Origin of the sequence: Noviherbaspirillum sp., from assembly GCF_035654295.1 — a bacterium.
Taxonomy (GTDB): Bacteria; Pseudomonadota; Gammaproteobacteria; order Burkholderiales; family Burkholderiaceae_D; genus Noviherbaspirillum.
Genome location: NZ_DASRXF010000201.1, coordinates 1 through 16,456 on the forward strand (window position 1 = coordinate 1; position 16,456 = coordinate 16,456).

Consider the following 16,456-nt stretch of genomic DNA (forward strand, 5'->3'; position numbering starts at 1 on the left):
CGATTGAGGATGAAGGGAGAACCAGGCGGGCAAGAGAGGTTGAAGCCCGCCGGTAAAAGATTGGGCCTCTAGCTCATGCTTGGTTAGAGCAGCGGACTCATAATCCGTTGGTGCCGTGTTCGACTCACGGGAGGCCCACCAATAAAAAAGGGGTTACGTTTCGGCGTAACCCCTTTTTTCATGCAAGCTTGTCCAGCCTTCTCGCGGGAACCCCTACGTAAGTGCCCGCTAATTCGAGCTGGCGCACCACCACGCCGCCGGCCCCGATCGTGATTTCACTGCCGACATGCGCGCCGTCGATCACGGTGGCCCCCGCGCCGAGAAACACGAAGTCGCCCAACCGCACCCGCCCCGCCGCGGTGGCATTGACCGATACGTGGACATAATCGCCCACAACACAGTCATGCTCGACAATGGCACCGGTGTTGATGATCGCGCCCGCTCCAATGCGCGCCAGGGGCCCGACATGCGCATGATGGGCAACGAAGCTGCCCTCGCCAATGACGGAGCCGGCGCCGATGCTCGCCGTCGGCGCGACCAGGGTCGCGAGCGGCCAGCCCGCTTCACGGATCGATGCAATCTGGCGTGCGCGCGCATGGTTGTCGCCCGACGCTGCCAGGCACTGCCAGCCCGCCGGGAAAGTCTCCGGCAATTCGCGCAGCACAGGATGCCCGAGGAAGGTTTCCCCTTCCCGCGCATTGCCGTCGATGAACAGAAGCTTCCTGCATCCCGCGGCCAGCGCGACATCGGCAACGCTGCGCGCATGCCCGCCGAATCCGAAGATCACTAAGCCCTGGCCCGTGTACATTGCGCTTCCCCTTGCTCGGTTGAGATGGAATCAAGTATGTCGATGGTTTCGTCGACGACATCATGCCATGCCCGCTGCGCGAGCTTGTCGTAGAACGGCTTTTGCCGCTCATACAAGACGGGCAGGTTGGTGAGGCACCATTCGATGCGTTCGGCCATGTCGCGCCAATCATAGGGATCGAAGAGCATCATTTCCTGCAGCGCGGGATCGGTGATCACTTCTTCGGTCACCGGGATGCGCGCCATGACGACGGGGGTGCCCACGGACATCGCCTCTGTGAAGGTGAACGGACAGCCGCCTTCGCTCAGGCTGGGGTTCACGGCGAGGTCCGCCAGCCGGTAGCATGCCGCCAGTTCCTGCGCGCTCAGGCCGTGCAGGCAGAGCACATCGTTTTCCAGATGATGCGACTGGATGAACTCTTTCAATTCCGGCAGGCCGTTGGGGTTGCCGGTGAGGATAAGCTTGTGGGGCAGGTGCCGCCGCTTCAGCAAGTGCTCGTAGGCGCGCAGCAGCGAGAGCACGTTCTTGTTCGGCCGGAACTGGCTGGCATAGAACATGAAGCGGACATTGCCGCTGCCGAAGATGCGCGCGTCGCCGTAGTTGATCGCTTTCAGCAGGGCGGTGCGGAAAAGGTCGATGCACAGCGCGGTTGTCGCGGCATCGTTATCCGCGAAACCGGACACGGTGATCAAGTCGTCGACCCGATTGGCGCCGTGCGGCACGACCCACACATTCTCTGGTTCCACGTTGTAACGCTGGACCAGCGTGCGCCATTTGACGTCTTCGCTGTACGTCACGAAATACTGGCCGCCTTCGACCGCGCTTTCCACGCGCTTGAAGTTTTCGAGGAAGCGCTCGCCGCCGACCGGCGCAAAGCCGACCGGAAAATCGGTGAGGACGACATCCGGCACGCACATGAGGCGCGGCGCGGCGATGTCGTTGAAGCGCGGCCAGAACGCGGTGGGGCTGAACCAGGCGGCAATATCCGTGCGTGTGCGGATGAGATCGTCGAGCAGCGTGGCTTCCGCTTCCTCCATCGCGTTGTACAAGCGCACGATGAAGGGATAGCTTCCCGGGCGCTCTGCAATCTTGCCGAGCGAGCCGTTCCGCGTCTGTGCGGCGGGTTCGCGAGGGCGCACGCGTTCTTCCACCAGGCGCCTTGCCTTGCGCATGGCACGCCTGAGCAAGAGCAGGAACACGCCGAGCGCGATCAGCGGCGACGCCAGCAAGCCCAGGAGCGCTGCGCCGCCGAGGCTGCGCGTCTGCCCGAGGTAGCGTTCGACACGCCGGACGACCTGCGATCTCAGCTTGCGCAGCCGGGCGCGCAGTCCGTCCTCTTTCTTGCGCACCTCCTTCTTGCCGCGCAACGCAACGAGCTTTTGATGGGCGATGAGCAGCAAGGGCTTGCGCGCGGGGGCAAGGATCTCGAAGTCTTCCTGCTGCAGCCCGCTCGCTTCGAACAGCTGGTTCAGGTTGTCGCGGGTCCAGCTCGGGCAGGCGATGACGAAGCGCACATCGCCCCGCTGCCGCGCGCCCTTGAGGAATTCCGCAAGCAGGCGGCCCAGTCCCTCGGCCCGCAGGTCGACGGTGTGCGGATAGGCGAGGTAGATGCCGTAGGTCTTCACAGACATTCCTCCACCGCCTGCCAGTAGGCGCCGGCGAGCGCATCCACCGATTGGGATGCCAGCCGCTCGCGCGTGGGCAGCAAGGCCCGGCGTTCGTCCGCGGCGCGCTCCATGGCCTTGAGCTGGCGCGCCATGTCGCGCGGGTCATCGCTATCCATCCATGCGAGATGCAAGGCGAACTGCTCATCGATCTCGCGCATCGCCGGGTAGTCGCTGGATAGCGAAGGTACGCCGAGATGGGCGGCCTCGATGACCGAAAAGGTGCCGTTGTCGATGCGCGCGGGATGCCAGAGAAACTCGCTTCCGGCGAGCAGGTTGCGATAGGCGCGGTCGGGCATCTCGCCCAGCAGCTGGAGGTTGCGCTTGAGCAGCGGACTGTTGGAGGCCAGCGCGCGCAGGGGCTTCAGGTGCGGGAGATTGCTCTTCAGCAGGGTGTCCGTTCCCACGCCGGTCACGCGGCATGGCAGGGTACCGTCATATTCCTCGTAATACAGCTGGAGCGCCTTCACGGCGTTCTCGTGGTTCTTGTGTTGCGACAGGTTCGTCGTCCACAGGAAGTAACCCTGCCTTTTCCCCGGCGCAGGACGCACGGCGGAAAAGTCCGGCGCGAGCATCGGCAGCTTGCACACCTTCCTTGCGGGCAGACCGGCAAACTGCAGGGCATCCTGGCGCGTGAATTCGGTGGTCACGAATACCCGGTTGGCGCGGTGCGCGACATGGATGAAGCGGCGGTTGACCGGCTGCGGCAGGAATCCTTCGTAGCGTTGCAGGTAGTCATACACCATGACCACATACGGCCGCAGCGGCAGCACCGGATGATCGATGCGGTCCGAGACGATGACCCACAGGTCGCAATCCGCGAAATGGCGGACGCCGTCGTTGGGCACCTGGTAGTGCGGCGCCTCGACATCCTGCGGCAGGCCGGCATAAGCGAGTGCGCGGCGCGCCTCGTCCTCGGGCAACACCTGCCATTTGAACGGACGGCGCCGCACCGTACGTGGCAAGTCGGCGAATTCGTCCTCGGTGTAGATCTCGCGGTCGTCGAGGTGGCCCATCACCACTTCCACCTTGCGTCCGGCCTGCAATCCTCCCGCTTCGATGGCTTGCGCCAGCAGTTTTGCGCCGCGCAGACTGCCGCCGCGGTAGCCGGTCGGCACGATGACGGCGATGCGATGGCTGCGCACGAGGGGAACCACGTTGTCGCTGCGCAGGCTGCCAAGGATGCGCCGGAAACCGGCCTGCCAGGCGCCGATGCAATTCTCGGGTTTCATCGGCTCCAGCAGTTTCAGCTGGCTTTTGCGGATGGCGTCGATCAGGTCGCGGTCGTCGTCCAGGATGCGCCTGAGCTTGTCGCGTGCCTGCTCCACCGTCTTGCAGCGTCCGGGCAGCGATTCGCCGCCGAGTCTGTCCAGCATGCCGCCGGCCATGTACACCAGTGGCATCCCGGCGCGTATCGCTTCGAAGGGATGATAGTGGACGTGGTTGGGCTCGGTGCTGTGATAGAACATCACGCGCAGCTCGCGCATGTTGCGTTCGTGTATCTCGCGCGGCACGAAGCCCAGTACCTTTGGGTCAGCCACCTTGATGGGTTGCGCGCCGCCGATCACGTAGTCGAGCCCCGAAAAATCTTTCTTGAAAGTCTGGTAGATCGCCTTGAAGTACGGCGAGGTCTCGATACGCGGACAGACGAAGAAAATGCGCCTGTCGTTGCCGCGCCAGGCCTCCGGGACGACTTCGCCCTCCAGGCCGACAGGAAGGAAACATTCCCGGTTGCGCAGGAAGCCTTCTTCCGCATCCTTCAGGTGTTCGTATCCGGCGCCGAACCAGAAGCGCTTGCCCAGCCCGCGCAGCTTGTCGATGAAGGCCGGGCCCAGTTCCTCGCCGAGCAGCTGGGTGTAGGAATATCCCTTTGCCAGCCCGAATACGCGCAAGACCAGCGATCCCTTGAAATGCCGTACGCAGGCCTCGATCTGGCGCGGGAAAAAGCCGACGACCGCGATGCGGAAGTGCTGGTTGGCGATGGCCCAGGCTTGCGGGGAAGGGGATTCATACCAGTTCTGTGCATTGAGGACCTGCAAGTCGCCGTCGGGGATGCTCAGCGTTGCATCCAGCGATTCGTCCACGCTGGCCGACAGGTTGCCTTCGTCATACGGAAAACGCTTCGGGCAATACACTTCGGTGATGCCCAGCGCGCGCAGCTGTGCCACCTCGAAGCGGCGCAAGGTGGTGTGGTTGAGCAGCCAGAGGACGCGCACCGGGGGATTCATGACGTAATTCCATTGACCGCCTTGTAATGGTCGATGGCTTCAACAACCGGGCCGTCGAAGATCAGCTTGCCGTGGTCGAACACCAGGCCGCGTTCGCACAGCGAGCGCAGCGCGCCGAAGTCGTGCGAGGCCAGCACCAGGATTTCCGACTGTTCGATCAGCTTGGTGATTCGCTCTTTCGCCTTCGCCATGAAGTTCGCATCGCCCGCGCCGATCACTTCGTCGAGCAGCAGCACGTCCCCGCCGACTGCCGTTGAGATCGCGAACGCAAGGCGTACCTGCATGCCGGCGGAATAGGTGCGGATCGGATAGTCGATGAATTCCCCGAGGCCGGCAAATTCGACCACTTCGTCCTCGATCGCGCGCATGAATTTCGGCGACAGGCCCAGCAGCAGACCGCGGTACAGGACGTTTTCCCTGCCGGTGGCGTCCGGCTCGAAGCCGAGGCTCAGGTCGAACAGCGAGCGCACCGTTCCCTCAACGACGCGCGTCCCGCCGGAAATGGGATACAGGCCCGCAACCATCTTCAGGAAGGTGCTCTTGCCCGCGCCGTTGTGGCCGAGCAGGCCGACCCGCTCGCCGGCACGGATCTCGACGGAAATGTTTTTCAGCGCATGCACGTCCTGCACTGCCGCCGCCGGCTTGTCGCGCTTGAGCAGGCCGCCCAGCAGCGACTTCAGCGAGCGCTCCTTGAAGGCAACGGAAGCGTAGTGCAGGTTCACCTTGTCCAGGTAGATATGGTTCGCATTCATAGGTAGAAAATCACGCGCTTTTCGGCGGTGCGGCCGATCAGCCAGGTGAGCAAGGTCATCACCACGATGACCCCGGCGCAATAGGCAAAGTTGGTCGGCGTGGGCCATTGCCCGCGCAGCAATGGCGCGCGCACGATTTCGAGCATGTGGTAGACAGGGTTGTAGTCGACCAGCACGTGCAGGCCGCCGTTGCGGAACATGGAGGGCTCGAAATAGATCGGCGAGATCAGCCACAAGGTCTGGAAGGCGAGCGCAAGCGCGTGCGGGATGTCCCGGAACCGGGTGGCGACGTAGGCCAGCATCGTCGACAGCGGCCATGCCACCAGCGCAACGATGGGGTAGATCAGCAGGGCGGCCAGCCAGTGCCAGCCGAAGTGCTGCGGCATGATGATCAGTACCCAGACCACCAGCCCGAGACTGGCCATCGTCAGCACCAGCAGGTTCGACAGCGCGGTGCGCAGCGTGTAGATCGCCAGCGGATGGTGGCATTGCTTGATGTAGGCGTCGGCCTGGACGAAGGCGAGCGAGCCTCCGGTTGCGGTGGAGGTGATGAATTCCCAGAAGATCATCCCGGAGAGGATGAAGGGCGCGTACTCGGTGATGTTGGTGTTGAACAGGCGGCCGAACACGACGGCGAGCAGCAGGGTCATGCCGACCGGCTGCATGATGGACCAGAGCGCGCCGAAGAACGAGCGACGCCATCGGTAACGCAGGTCGGAGAGCGCGAGGTGGACCCAGAAGTAACGGGCATTCCAGATCCCCGAAATATAGGCGCGCGCCGGACTTTGTCGCTTGCGCGGCGGCGGCGCCACGCGCAGTTCCGCCGACGCAGCTCCGGGCTGCTGCAAGGGCGTGTCCAGCTTGCTTTGCATCCTGTTCACGTGCTTCACTTTCAGGCCGCTCGCAACGGCTCTCCCTTGTCCTGGTAGAACTGGCGGATCAAGCCGCAGATGTCATTCGCCTCGGCGCGCGTCAACCCCGGATAGCTGGGGAGGTTCAGCGCGCGGGCGCTGATGGATTCCGCCACCGGGAACGACAGTTCGGCGGCATAGGGCGGCAGCGTGTGGGCCGGATGAAATACGGGGCGCGTTTCCACGCCGCATTGCTTCAGGTAGCCGCGCAAGGGCTCGCGATCCCCGGCGTGCTCCAATGCGATCGAGCACATCCAGTAGGAATGCCGCGTCCCTTCGATCTCGTCGTGCGTGGTCAGCGGCATGCCTTTGAGGCCCTGTTTGTACCAGGCGGCGACCTGCCGCTTCTTCTCGATGATCTCGCCGGCCTGTTCCAGCTGCGCAAGACCGATGGCTGCGCAGATATTGGTCATGCGGTAGTTGTAGGCCACCACGTCGTGCCAGTATTCGCGCGTCGGCGAAACGCCCTGCGTCTTCAGGTGGTAGGCCTTTGCATGCAGCTCGGCGCTGCGGCTCACGACCATGCCGCCTTCGCCGGTGGTGATGGTCTTGTTGCCGAAAAAGCTGAAGGTGGCCACGTCGCCGAAGGTGCCGACATGCCGGCCCTTGTAATAGGTGCCGAAGGCCTCGGCGCAATCCTCGACGAGGTACAGGCCATATTCGCGGCACAGCATCTGCAGCGGATCCATGTCGCAGGGCAGGCCGTAGAGATGGACGACCATGATGGCGCGCGTGCGGCTCGTGATGCGCCGGCGCACATCTTCCGGATCGATCTGCCAGGTGTGCGGCACCGAGTCTGCAAACACAGGGACAGCGCCGGCCTGCACCACGGCGTTGGCCGAAGCGACGTAGGTCAGCGTCGGCACGATCACTTCATCGCCGGGTTGCAGCCCCAGCGCGGTCAGGGCGAGGTGGAGCGCGACGGTGCCATTGCAGACGGTAGTGGCGTGATTGGCGCCGATGAAGCGCGCGAATTCACTCTCGAAGCGGGAAATGAATTCGCCCTTGGAAGAGATCCACGTCGAATCCAGGCACTGGTTGACGTACTCTTTTTCGCGTCCGGTCAGGTACGGTTGGTATACGGGAATCATGTGCGGTCGTAGAGGTGGGTGCACACAAGAGAAACGCGTGGACCGGAGCGCTATCGCGGATTGCCGGCCAGGCAGTGTGCTGGTTGCACAACTTTGCCATCCGGCTCTCGGCGGGACGATGCGAAAAATCAAAGCAGCATGTTGACGCTTTGTCAGTGCGGGAAAGAGGATATCCGCGCGTCAATGAAATCAATAGCGGATGTCATTCCTGCGAAAGCAGGAATCCAAAGACGTGAAATACGCGCGGCGACTTTTGCCGGGATGACGGCGGCGCGAGCCCAGCTTTCAGCTGCGCGTCAGCACATAGATGCCGAGGAAGATGAGAAAGATGCCCGCGATCCGTTGCACGCCCATTCCTTCGCCGAGCAGCAGCCAGCTCGCCAGCGCGACGAGCAGGAACGTGCCGCCGGCCATCGTGGGCGAGGCGACCGACAGCGGATTGACGGCATACACGCGCACCATCAGCACGAAGGCGAGGCCGTACAGGAACACGGCGCCGAACAGCCAGGGCGAGAGCCACGATTGCCAACCCGTCCCGGCCGCGCCCGTCGTGCCCGCCTGCTTGACGGAAAGCTGGGCGATGACATTGCAGAGGACGGCAATCAGGGCAATCAGCGGTTCTTTCATGGCGCGGGTTCTTTCGGCGTGGAAGGACGGACGGGATGATACCGCGATCCCGCAATTTTCCCGTCCTGGAATAGAAAAATTGCCGTGTCGGCAGTTCTTTTGCCGAGGCCGCTGCAATCTTTTCCGCTACCGGCGGTCACAGCAGGACGCCTCAAGGGCAAATCTGCCGGACGGCAACGAAATCCCGAAAAATCAACGATGTACAGATGCAGGCGTATAATGGAAGGTTGTTTTTGAAAATGCGTCATGCGGACGCCCGGACGTCCGCGCACCAGTATTGCGCACCTGTACCGCGCACTTGTAATTGACAGCCCTTTGCGGGCTACATGAAAGCACTATGCCAGACACCCAGCCAGCCACTTCGCAAACCGCCGCCGTACGCTTTGAAGACTTCGGGCTTTCGGCCGATATTTTGCGAGCGCTTGCCGACCAAGGTTATGTCCATCCGACGCCGATCCAGGCCGAAGCCATCCCCATCGTGCTGCAAGGGCGCGACGTGATGGGCGCCGCCCAGACCGGCACCGGCAAGACCGCCGGCTTCTCGCTGCCCATCATCCAGCGCCTGCTGGCCCATGCGAACACCAGCGCGTCGCCCGCGCGGCATCCCGTGCGCGCACTGATCCTCACGCCGACGCGCGAGCTGGCCGACCAGGTCGCCGACAACGTGAAGGCGTATTCGCGCCACACACCCCTGCGCTCCGCGGTCGTTTTCGGCGGCGTCGACATGACCCCGCAGACGGCGGCGCTGCGCGCAGGCGTGGAGATCCTGATCGCGACCCCGGGACGCCTGCTTGACCACGTGCAGCAGAAAACCCTGAACCTGTCGCAGACCCAGATCCTCGTGCTCGACGAAGCCGACCGCATGCTCGACATGGGCTTCCTGCCCGACTTGCAGCGCATCATCAACCTTCTGCCGAAGCAGCGGCAGAACCTGATGTTCTCCGCCACCTTCTCGCCCGACATCAAGAAGCTGGCCGGCAGCTTCCTGCAAAATCCGGTCACGATCGAAGTGGCGCGCAGCAACGCGACCGCCGACAACGTGACCCAGGTGCTGTACAAGGTCGAGGAAGAAGCCAAGCGCGACGCCGTCACCCACATCATCCGCGAGCGCGGGCTCAAGCAGGTCATCGTGTTCTCCAACACCAAGATCGGCGCTTCCCGCCTGTCGCGCCACCTGGAGAAGGAAGGCATCAAGGCCGCCGCCATCCATGGCGACAAGACCCAGGCCGAGCGCATGGCCGCGCTCGACGCGTTCAAGCAGGGGACCATCGAAGTGCTGGTCGCCACCGACGTTGCGGCGCGTGGCCTCGACATCGCCGAGCTGCCCTGCGTGATCAACTACGACCTGCCCTACAACGCCGAGGATTACGTGCACCGCATCGGCCGTACGGGCCGTGCCGGGGCATCGGGTGATGCGATTTCGCTCTTTACCGACAAGGAATCGCGCCAGCTGGCGGATATCGAGAAGCTCATCAAGCACAGCATCTCGCGCCTGCAGCTTTCCGGCTTCGTGCCGGCACGCTCGGCCGACCGCCGTCCGCGCTACGAAGAAAGCGACGAGCGCAACGTGCCGGCGGCACGCGGTTCGCAGTATGGCCGCGGCGCCTACGGGCAGCGCAAGGAAAAGATCGATCCCTGGTTCCTGAAGCCGTACGAGCCTGCCGCGCCGTCTCCCAAGCAGGAGGAGGCCGGCAACCAGGGCCCCGGCGCCAAGCCGCAGAAGACCAAGGTTGCCGCATTGCTCGGCGGCGTGCCGAAGCGCTAAAGGCCCTCAGGTCCTGAGGCGGGCAGCGGGTGTGCCTCTGCCCATGCCTGCGTCGCCCGTTCCCAGAACTCAGCAAGGGAAGCGGCCGGGCCGGTTTGCAGGCCCAGGAAGCCTGCGGCAGCCGTCAATTCATCCAGCGGGTGCGACAAGTCGAGTGCCCGCGCTCCCGTCTGCTTCGATAGTTTCTCTCCGAGCGCATTGGTCACCACCGGCACGTGCATGTAACTTGGCGTCGGCACGCCGAGCAGGCGTTGCAGGAAGATCTGTCGCGGGGTGGAGTCGAGCAGGTCCGCGCCGCGCACGACGTGGGTCACGCCCTGGTCCGCATCATCCACTACAACCGCAAGCTGGTACGCCCAGAAACCATCGGCGCGCTTGAGCACGAAATCGCCGACTTCCATCCCCAGCAACTGCGAGACCTTGCCCGCCCAGCGATCCTCGATGTCGATGCGGCCATCTTCGCCGTCCGGCACGCGCAGGCGAAACGCGCGCGCTGTCTTGCCCGGCGCCAGCCCGTTGCGGCAGGTGCCCGAGTACACCGCGGCGCCATCACTGGCAACGCCGACACGGGAATCCGCAATCTCCCGGCGCGTACAGCCGCAGGGATAGACGTGGTTGCCGAGCTCGTCCAGCGCTGCCTGGTACAAGCCCTTGCGGCGGCTCTGCCAGACCACCTCGCCATCCCAGCGCATGCCGAAGGCACGCAGGCAGGCGAGGATGTCTTCCGCGGCGCCCGGGACCACGCGGGCTTCATCGATATCCTCGATTCGCACCAGCCACTGGCCGCCGTTGGCGCGCGCATCCAGGTAACTTGCGATGGCAGCCACCAGCGAGCCCTTGTGCAAGGGCCCCGTCGGCGATGGGGCAAACCGGCCGGTATATGACGTCATGCTTGTTCAGGTGTTGAATAAAGCGTGAGTGTACGTCCGGGTGCCGCCGCTTGTCAGGTCAGGAAGCTTGCTCGGCGCTGCGTGTCGCGGTGAAAATGACGCCCCACGGCGTTTCGGGGCACACCGACTTGGTCAACTCCCAGCCGTGGCGCGCCATCAGTCCGCGGAAATACGTTTCCTTGAAACCCAGCTCCAGCCAGCCGTTCTTGCGGATCGCCCACAGCGATTCGCCGTCCAGCCGCAAGCCCCAGGGAATGGGGAAATCGTCGGTGATCGGCTCGGCCGCGAAGATGGCTTTCCCGCGCGGCGCGATCACGCGGTCGAGGCCGGCGATGAGCGCCTGGTGATCCGAGCAGTGATGGAAACATTCGAAGAACAGCACCGCGTCGAACTGGCGATCGAAGCTGTGGATCATCGAAAAATCGCCCTGCAAGGCGTTCAACTCCAGCGACTTCCGGCGCGCCCTTTCCCGGATCAGGTCGACGAAGTTCTGCTCGATGTCCACCGCCGTCACGTCATAGCCCATGCGCGCCAGCCAGAGCGTGGTATTGCCCCAGCCCGGCCCGAATTCCAGGATGGAACTCTTGGGCGGAAGGTTGAGTGTACGGATCAAATGTCCGATGCTGATGATATGGTTGCCGACAGTCTGGGGGCTCTCGGTGAAGAACGGGAAGGGGCGCGATGCCGCGCTCTGCACGTCGAATGCCGATACCTCGTTGGACACGGCGTACGGCTTGCCGTGCAGCCACTCGTATAGCTTCATCTGCGAGGCGCGATATTCCGGGGAATCCGGATCGGCGGGCAGCTCCAGCGGGAATTGCATGTGGAATTGCGTGAAGCCGCGGCGCAGTTCGTCGTCGGAAATCGTGGCCGCCTTGTCCAGCATGCGCAGCATCTCGTCGACCTCTTCCAGATTGGAAACGACCCTCGGGCCGGGTGCAGGTGCAGGTGCAGGTGCAGGTGCAGGTGCAGGTGCCGCGGCCGAGGTGTCATGCTCTACCTCGGCCGCGGGGCCGAGTGCCTTTGCCTTGAGCCGGGCTGCGAATTGCGAACGCCGGATGGAGAGAGGCACATAAGGCCATATTTTGCGCGCTGCGCCGAACAGGAAAGGCGGCATCATGGGATATTTGTCGAACGAAGGGTTTGAACGGATGTTTAGGGCGAAACCAGTAAGCCTGCATGACTATTTGGCAACAGATGTTGCGAAATGTCAAACTTGTTACTTTCCGTAAACGAATGCATCCAGACAACCCGCAGACGGGAGTCCTGTATACTTCGACTCTTTTGGCCGGCGCGCCTACCAGGCGGCGCCCGCGCGTTGCACGCCTCCTATCAATATGCTGTCACCCAATAATCCCGAACTCGATACCGACCTTCTTACCCAAAAGCTGAAGACCGTCGCAGAGCACCGCTACCGCGCCCAGCCGCTGTTCATCAAGCCCAAGGCCGTCGAGTTCACCCCCGGAGTCGGATACACATACCAGACCACGGGCGTGCGCGCACTGATCAAGCGCATACCCGTGCTCGGCCCCTTCGCCGTTGCTGTCAACCGCAAGTTGCGGCACATCAAGTCGCCCGGGCTGACGTGGAAACAGCGGATCATGCTGGCTCCGGTCCTGGGGCCGGGGATCCACATGGTCTACGCGCTCCTGCGCATCAACAAGATCCGGCACGAAATGGCGCAGCAGATGATCGAACTGCGCCAGATGCAGCAGACCAGCCATGCGCAAACCAACCAGCGTATCGACCAGATCCTGGCGCTGGACATCGAAAACCGCCTGCGCCGCTTCGACGCGCTGGATATCGGTACGCGCCTCAATCGTCTCGAAACGCTCGATATCGAGCGTCGCGTCGTCAGTCTGGAAGAAACAGTGCGCAACATGCTCGCAAACGACGCAAACCGGGAAAACAACCTTGCCGGGCTGCGCCAGGAATTGCGCCGCCACATGCAGGCCGTTGCGCTGTCGGCAGCGCCGCAGGCTGCGCCGGCAGCGCCTGCTCACGCTGTTACAGCTTCCGCTTTCGACGCCGACGCCTTCTACACCGAATTCGAGCGTGCCTTCCGCGGCTCCCGCGAAGACATCCTCGACCGTCTCAAGGTCTATCTGCCTTATCTTGAGCCATTAAGAGGCGACGCCGCGGCGCGCATCGTCGACGTTGGCTGCGGCCGCGGCGAGTGGCTGGAACTGCTCGGCAGCGAAGGCTTCAAGGCGCTCGGCGTGGACATGAACGCTGCGATGGTCTCCGCCTGCCGCGAGCGCGGCCTGGCCGCGGAATGCGACGATGCGATCGCCTACCTGCGCCGCCAGCCCGAAGGCAGCGTGGCCGCGGTCACGGGCTTCCACATCATCGAACACCTGCCTTTCGAAACCCTGGTCGCCCTCTTCGATGCCGCGCTGCATGCGCTGCGCAAGGACGGCCTCATCATTTTCGAAACGCCCAACCCGGAAAACCTCATGGTGGGTGCGTGCAACTTCTACACCGACCCGACCCACCTGCATCCGGTGGTGCCGGCGGTGGCGGAGTTCATGGTGCGCCAGCGCGGCTTTGCCCGCGCGGAACTGCTGCGCCTGCACCCGTACCCCGCCAACCTGCAACTGATCGAAGACAGCGACGTGGCGCGCCGCGTAAACCAAGCCCTGTACGGCCCGCAAGACTACGCGGTCATCGCCTGGAAGACTTATGCAAATTAAGGCAATTCATCAATACAGCCCTTCGTGCGCGCCGGGCGACGGCGTGACCAACGGCATGTTCTTTACGCGCCGCCTGCTGCGCGAGCTCGGTTTCGAATCCGAGATTTACAGCGACTACGTGCCCGAACCCCTGGCCGCCGAGGTGAAGACCCTCGGTCAGTTCAAGCCGCAGCAAGGCGACCTCCTGTTCATGCACCACAGCCTGGGCCAGGACAATGTCGCCTGGCTGGACAACCTGACCATTCCCAAGGTCATGGTCTACCACAACATCACGCCGGTGCACCTGCTGCCAGAAGAAGGCGAAGTGCGGCGCCTGAGCGTGCTGGGACGCCAGCAGCTGGTGCAGTGGGCGCCGGACTACATCGGCGCCATCGGCGATTCCGAATACAACAGCATGGAGCTGCGCGAGGCAAACTACCGCAACATCGAGACCATCCCGCTGCTGGTCGATGCCGACATGATCCGCCATGCGCCCTGGGACCCGACGTCGGTGGCGTCGCTGCACGATGCGGTCAACCTGCTGTTCATCGGCCGTGTCTGCGAAAACAAGCGCCAGCTCGACCTGCTCGAAGTGTTGGCCGAGCTGCTGCACTACGCCGACCAGCCGGTGCGCCTCATCCTGGCGGGCGGCATCAGCAGCTACAGCTACCAGGAACGCATCCTCAAGCGCATCCAGGAGCTGGGCCTGGAAGGCAACGTCCTGATCGCGGGCAAGGTGCCCAACGAAACCCTGTTCGCCCTCTACCGCGTGGCCGATGCCTTCGTCTGCATGAGCGAGCACGAAGGTTTCGGCATGCCGCTGATCGAGTCCATGCTGTTCGACGTGCCGGTAGTGGCGCGCGGCTTGAGCAGCATTCCATACACCATGGGCGAGGGCGGACTGATCCTCAAGAGCGGCGACCCGCGCGAGGCGGCCACCGTCCTGCATACGCTGCTATCCGAGCCCGGCCTGCGCCGGCGCGTCATCGCCGGCCAGCGCCGCAACGCGGAACGCTTCGATCCCGACCATCTGCGCCGACAGCTCGCCAACTACCTCAAGTCGCTGGACATCGAATGCCCGAAACCGCCCGCGCCGGCGGATACCGCGCCGCCCAAGCCGTTCTGGCAGATCGAAGGCCCCTTCGATTCCAGCTACAGCCTGGCCATCGTCAACCGTGAACTCGGCCGCGCACTGAGCGCGCGCGGCAACGACGTCGGCCTGCGCAGCATGGAAGGCACAGGCGATTTCGCGCCCAACGCGGCTTTCCTCTCCGCCAACCCGGACTGCGCCGCCATGCACAAGCGCTCGCTGGAGGCGCACAACCCGCCCGACGTCGCGCTGCGCTTCTGCTATCCGCCGCGCGTGAGCGACATGCCCGGCCGCATCCGCGTCATGCACTCCTACGGCTGGGAAGAAACCGGCTTCCCGACGGACTACGTGAACGCCTTCAACCGCAAGCTGGACCTCGTGACCGTGCTGTCGGGCGAAGTGGAAAAGATCCTGCGCGACAACGGCGTGCGCATTCCGATGGCGGTGACCGGCGGCGGCGTCGACCACCTGCTGCAGGTGAAGCCGCAGGCGCCCGACCTGAAGATGAAGCGCTTCCGCTTCCTGCACGTATCCTCGTGCTTCCCGCGCAAGGGCGTCGACGCGCTGCTGAAGGCCTACGGCAAGGCGTTCCGCCAGAGCGACGATGTGTCGCTGGTGATCAAGACCTTCCCCAATCCGCACAACGATGTCGAGCAGCAGCTCGCGCGCCTGCGCAAGGAAGATCCGCAGTACCCGGACGTGGTGCTCGTCAACCGCGATTGCTCGCAGGAAGAACTGGTCGGTCTCTACCAGGCGTGCCACGCCTTTGTCGCGCCCAGCCGCGGTGAAGGCCTCGGCCTGCCGATGGCCGAAGCGATGCTGTTCAACCTGCCCGTCATCACCACTGCATGGGGCGGCCAGACCGACTTCTGCGACGACAGCACCGCGTGGATGGTCGACTTCCAGTTCGCCAAGGCCGATACGCATCTCGGCATGGCGCATTCCGTCTGGGCCGACCCCGACGTCGGCCATCTCGCGCGCCTGATGTCCGACGTGCACGGCGCGACCGACGAGGAGCGCCGCAAGCGCACCGTGCCGGCGCGCGAACGCGTGCTGCGCGACTACACCTGGGACCGCGTTGCCGAACGCACGGAAGAAGCGATTACGGCGCTCGTCGGCCAGCCGGTGTTCCGAAGCGAAGACCCGATCGGCTGGGTCAGCACCTGGAACACGCGCTGCGGCATCGCCACCTACACGGCTTTCCTGTCGGTGGCGCTGACCTCCGACCGCATCACCATCCTCGCCAACCGCAATGTTGACCGCCTGGGCGAGGACGGCGCGAACGTCGTGCGCTGCTGGAGCACCGACCGCAGCGAAACCCTGGACGACCTGTACGACACCATCATCGCGCGCGGCCTGCGTGCGGTGGTGCTGCAGTTCAACTACAGCTTCTTCACGCTGCCCGCGATGGGCCGGCTCATCCACCGGCTCAAGGATGCCGGCATCGGCGTCCACTGCTTCTTCCATTCCACGCGCGACGTCATGCATGGCGACCAGCTGCTCTCGCTGTCGAGCATCGCGGATGCCCTGGCGCGCGCAGACCGCCTCTACGTGCACGGCGTGCAGGACATGAACATCCTGAAAGGCTTCGGTCTGTCGCGCAACCTCGTCTTCTTCCCGCATGGCGTGCTGCCGATGCTGCCATCCCTCTCGCAGGAAGAACGCGTCGAGCGCGGCCTGGAAGGCAAGAAAGTCATCGCCGCCTACGGCTTCCTGTTGCCGCACAAGGGCGTGCGCCAGCTGATCGAAGCGTTCGCCCAGCTTGCCAAGCGCAATCCCTCGTTGCATCTCCTGCTGCTCAATTCGCTCTATCCGTACATCGATTCGGAACTCGAAAAACAGGCCTGCGACGCGCTAATCGAAAAACTCGGCATCGCCAACAAGGTAACCTTCATCACCGACTTCCTGCCGGAAGCGGAATGCCTGGCGCGGCTGCAGACCGCCGACCTGATCGTCTA

General features: G+C 63.8%; 12 protein-coding genes and 1 tRNA gene. 4 read left to right on the forward strand and 9 right to left on the reverse strand.

The features are described from left to right. Positions 1–62: 62 nt before the first annotated feature. A tRNA-Ile gene (locus tag VFF99_RS18555) sits at positions 63–141 on the forward strand. Positions 142–178: 37 nt separating this feature from the next. Here VFF99_RS18555 and VFF99_RS18560 read toward each other — a convergent pair. The 7 genes from VFF99_RS18560 to VFF99_RS18590 all read right to left on the reverse strand — a co-directional run bounded on the left by VFF99_RS18560 (position 179) and on the right by VFF99_RS18590 (position 8,081). Further along, a complete protein-coding gene (locus VFF99_RS18560; protein WP_325020405.1) occupies positions 179–808 on the reverse strand; it encodes an acetyltransferase in 630 nt (209 codons plus the stop codon). Continuing rightward, on the reverse strand, positions 787–2,439 hold the full coding sequence (locus VFF99_RS18565; RefSeq protein WP_325020406.1) for a glycosyltransferase: 1,653 nt from the start codon (positions 2,437–2,439) through the stop codon (positions 787–789). The genes VFF99_RS18560 and VFF99_RS18565 overlap by 22 nt, the downstream gene beginning before the upstream one ends. Further along, positions 2,430–4,700: a glycosyltransferase gene (locus tag VFF99_RS18570; RefSeq protein WP_325020407.1), complete on the reverse strand. Its 2,271-nt coding sequence runs from the start codon at positions 4,698–4,700 to the stop codon at positions 2,430–2,432. The genes VFF99_RS18565 and VFF99_RS18570 overlap by 10 nt, the downstream gene beginning before the upstream one ends. Further along, positions 4,697–5,452, reverse strand: coding sequence for an ABC transporter ATP-binding protein (locus VFF99_RS18575; RefSeq protein ID WP_325020408.1), 756 nt, complete (start codon positions 5,450–5,452; stop codon positions 4,697–4,699). The genes VFF99_RS18570 and VFF99_RS18575 overlap by 4 nt, the downstream gene beginning before the upstream one ends. Next, positions 5,449–6,324, reverse strand: a complete 876-nt coding sequence (locus VFF99_RS18580) for an ABC transporter permease (RefSeq protein ID WP_325020409.1) — start codon at positions 6,322–6,324, stop codon at positions 5,449–5,451. The genes VFF99_RS18575 and VFF99_RS18580 overlap by 4 nt, the downstream gene beginning before the upstream one ends. A 20-nt stretch (positions 6,325–6,344) precedes the next feature. After that, on the reverse strand, positions 6,345–7,454 hold the full coding sequence (locus VFF99_RS18585; RefSeq protein WP_325020410.1) for a DegT/DnrJ/EryC1/StrS aminotransferase family protein: 1,110 nt from the start codon (positions 7,452–7,454) through the stop codon (positions 6,345–6,347). Positions 7,455–7,739: 285 nt separating this feature from the next. Further along, positions 7,740–8,081, reverse strand: coding sequence for a hypothetical protein (locus VFF99_RS18590; RefSeq protein ID WP_325020411.1), 342 nt, complete (start codon positions 8,079–8,081; stop codon positions 7,740–7,742). Positions 8,082–8,418: 337 nt separating this feature from the next. Between VFF99_RS18590 and VFF99_RS18595 the strand changes: the two genes are divergently transcribed. Continuing rightward, positions 8,419–9,846, forward strand: a complete 1,428-nt coding sequence (locus tag VFF99_RS18595; protein WP_325020412.1) for a DEAD/DEAH box helicase — start codon at positions 8,419–8,421, stop codon at positions 9,844–9,846. On the opposite strand, the gene gluQRS is transcribed toward VFF99_RS18595, so the two are convergent. Both gluQRS and VFF99_RS18605 read right to left on the reverse strand, forming a co-directional pair. Beyond that, positions 9,843–10,736 carry a tRNA glutamyl-Q(34) synthetase GluQRS gene (gene gluQRS, locus VFF99_RS18600; protein WP_325020413.1) on the reverse strand — a complete coding sequence of 298 codons (894 nt, stop codon included), beginning with the start codon at positions 10,734–10,736 and terminating at the stop codon, positions 9,843–9,845. The genes VFF99_RS18595 and gluQRS overlap by 4 nt on opposite strands. A 58-nt stretch (positions 10,737–10,794) precedes the next feature. Then, on the reverse strand, positions 10,795–11,856 hold the full coding sequence (locus VFF99_RS18605) for a class I SAM-dependent methyltransferase (protein ID WP_325020414.1): 1,062 nt from the start codon (positions 11,854–11,856) through the stop codon (positions 10,795–10,797). A gap of 217 nt (positions 11,857–12,073) precedes the next feature. Between VFF99_RS18605 and VFF99_RS18610 the strand changes: the two genes are divergently transcribed. Continuing rightward, complete coding sequence (locus VFF99_RS18610; RefSeq protein ID WP_325020415.1) at positions 12,074–13,429, forward strand: class I SAM-dependent methyltransferase; 1,356 nt, start codon at positions 12,074–12,076, stop codon at positions 13,427–13,429. Further along, positions 13,419–16,456 (forward strand): glycosyltransferase family 4 protein (locus tag VFF99_RS18615; protein WP_325020416.1); only part of this gene is annotated, 3,038 nt, incomplete at its 3' end. The genes VFF99_RS18610 and VFF99_RS18615, both read left to right, overlap by 11 nt.

What these genes read in the sequence shown, in the direction of transcription:
- VFF99_RS18580 (WP_325020409.1), bottom strand. Translation starts at nt 6,324, where the DNA reads ATGCAAAGCAAGCTGGACACGCCCTTGCAGCAGCCCGGAGCTGCGTCG.
- gluQRS (WP_325020413.1), bottom strand. Translation starts at nt 10,736, where the DNA reads ATGACGTCATATACCGGCCGGTTTGCCCCATCGCCGACGGGGCCCTTG.
- VFF99_RS18595 (WP_325020412.1), top strand. Translation starts at nt 8,419, where the DNA reads ATGCCAGACACCCAGCCAGCCACTTCGCAAACCGCCGCCGTACGCTTT.
- VFF99_RS18585 (WP_325020410.1), bottom strand. Translation starts at nt 7,454, where the DNA reads ATGATTCCCGTATACCAACCGTACCTGACCGGACGCGAAAAAGAGTAC.
- VFF99_RS18605 (WP_325020414.1), bottom strand. Translation starts at nt 11,856, where the DNA reads ATGATGCCGCCTTTCCTGTTCGGCGCAGCGCGCAAAATATGGCCTTAT.
- VFF99_RS18565 (WP_325020406.1), bottom strand. Translation starts at nt 2,439, where the DNA reads ATGTCTGTGAAGACCTACGGCATCTACCTCGCCTATCCGCACACCGTC.
- VFF99_RS18570 (WP_325020407.1), bottom strand. Translation starts at nt 4,700, where the DNA reads ATGAATCCCCCGGTGCGCGTCCTCTGGCTGCTCAACCACACCACCTTG.
- VFF99_RS18590 (WP_325020411.1), bottom strand. Translation starts at nt 8,081, where the DNA reads ATGAAAGAACCGCTGATTGCCCTGATTGCCGTCCTCTGCAATGTCATC.
- VFF99_RS18560 (WP_325020405.1), bottom strand. Translation starts at nt 808, where the DNA reads ATGTACACGGGCCAGGGCTTAGTGATCTTCGGATTCGGCGGGCATGCG.
- VFF99_RS18610 (WP_325020415.1), top strand. Translation starts at nt 12,074, where the DNA reads ATGCTGTCACCCAATAATCCCGAACTCGATACCGACCTTCTTACCCAA.
- VFF99_RS18575 (WP_325020408.1), bottom strand. Translation starts at nt 5,452, where the DNA reads ATGAATGCGAACCATATCTACCTGGACAAGGTGAACCTGCACTACGCT.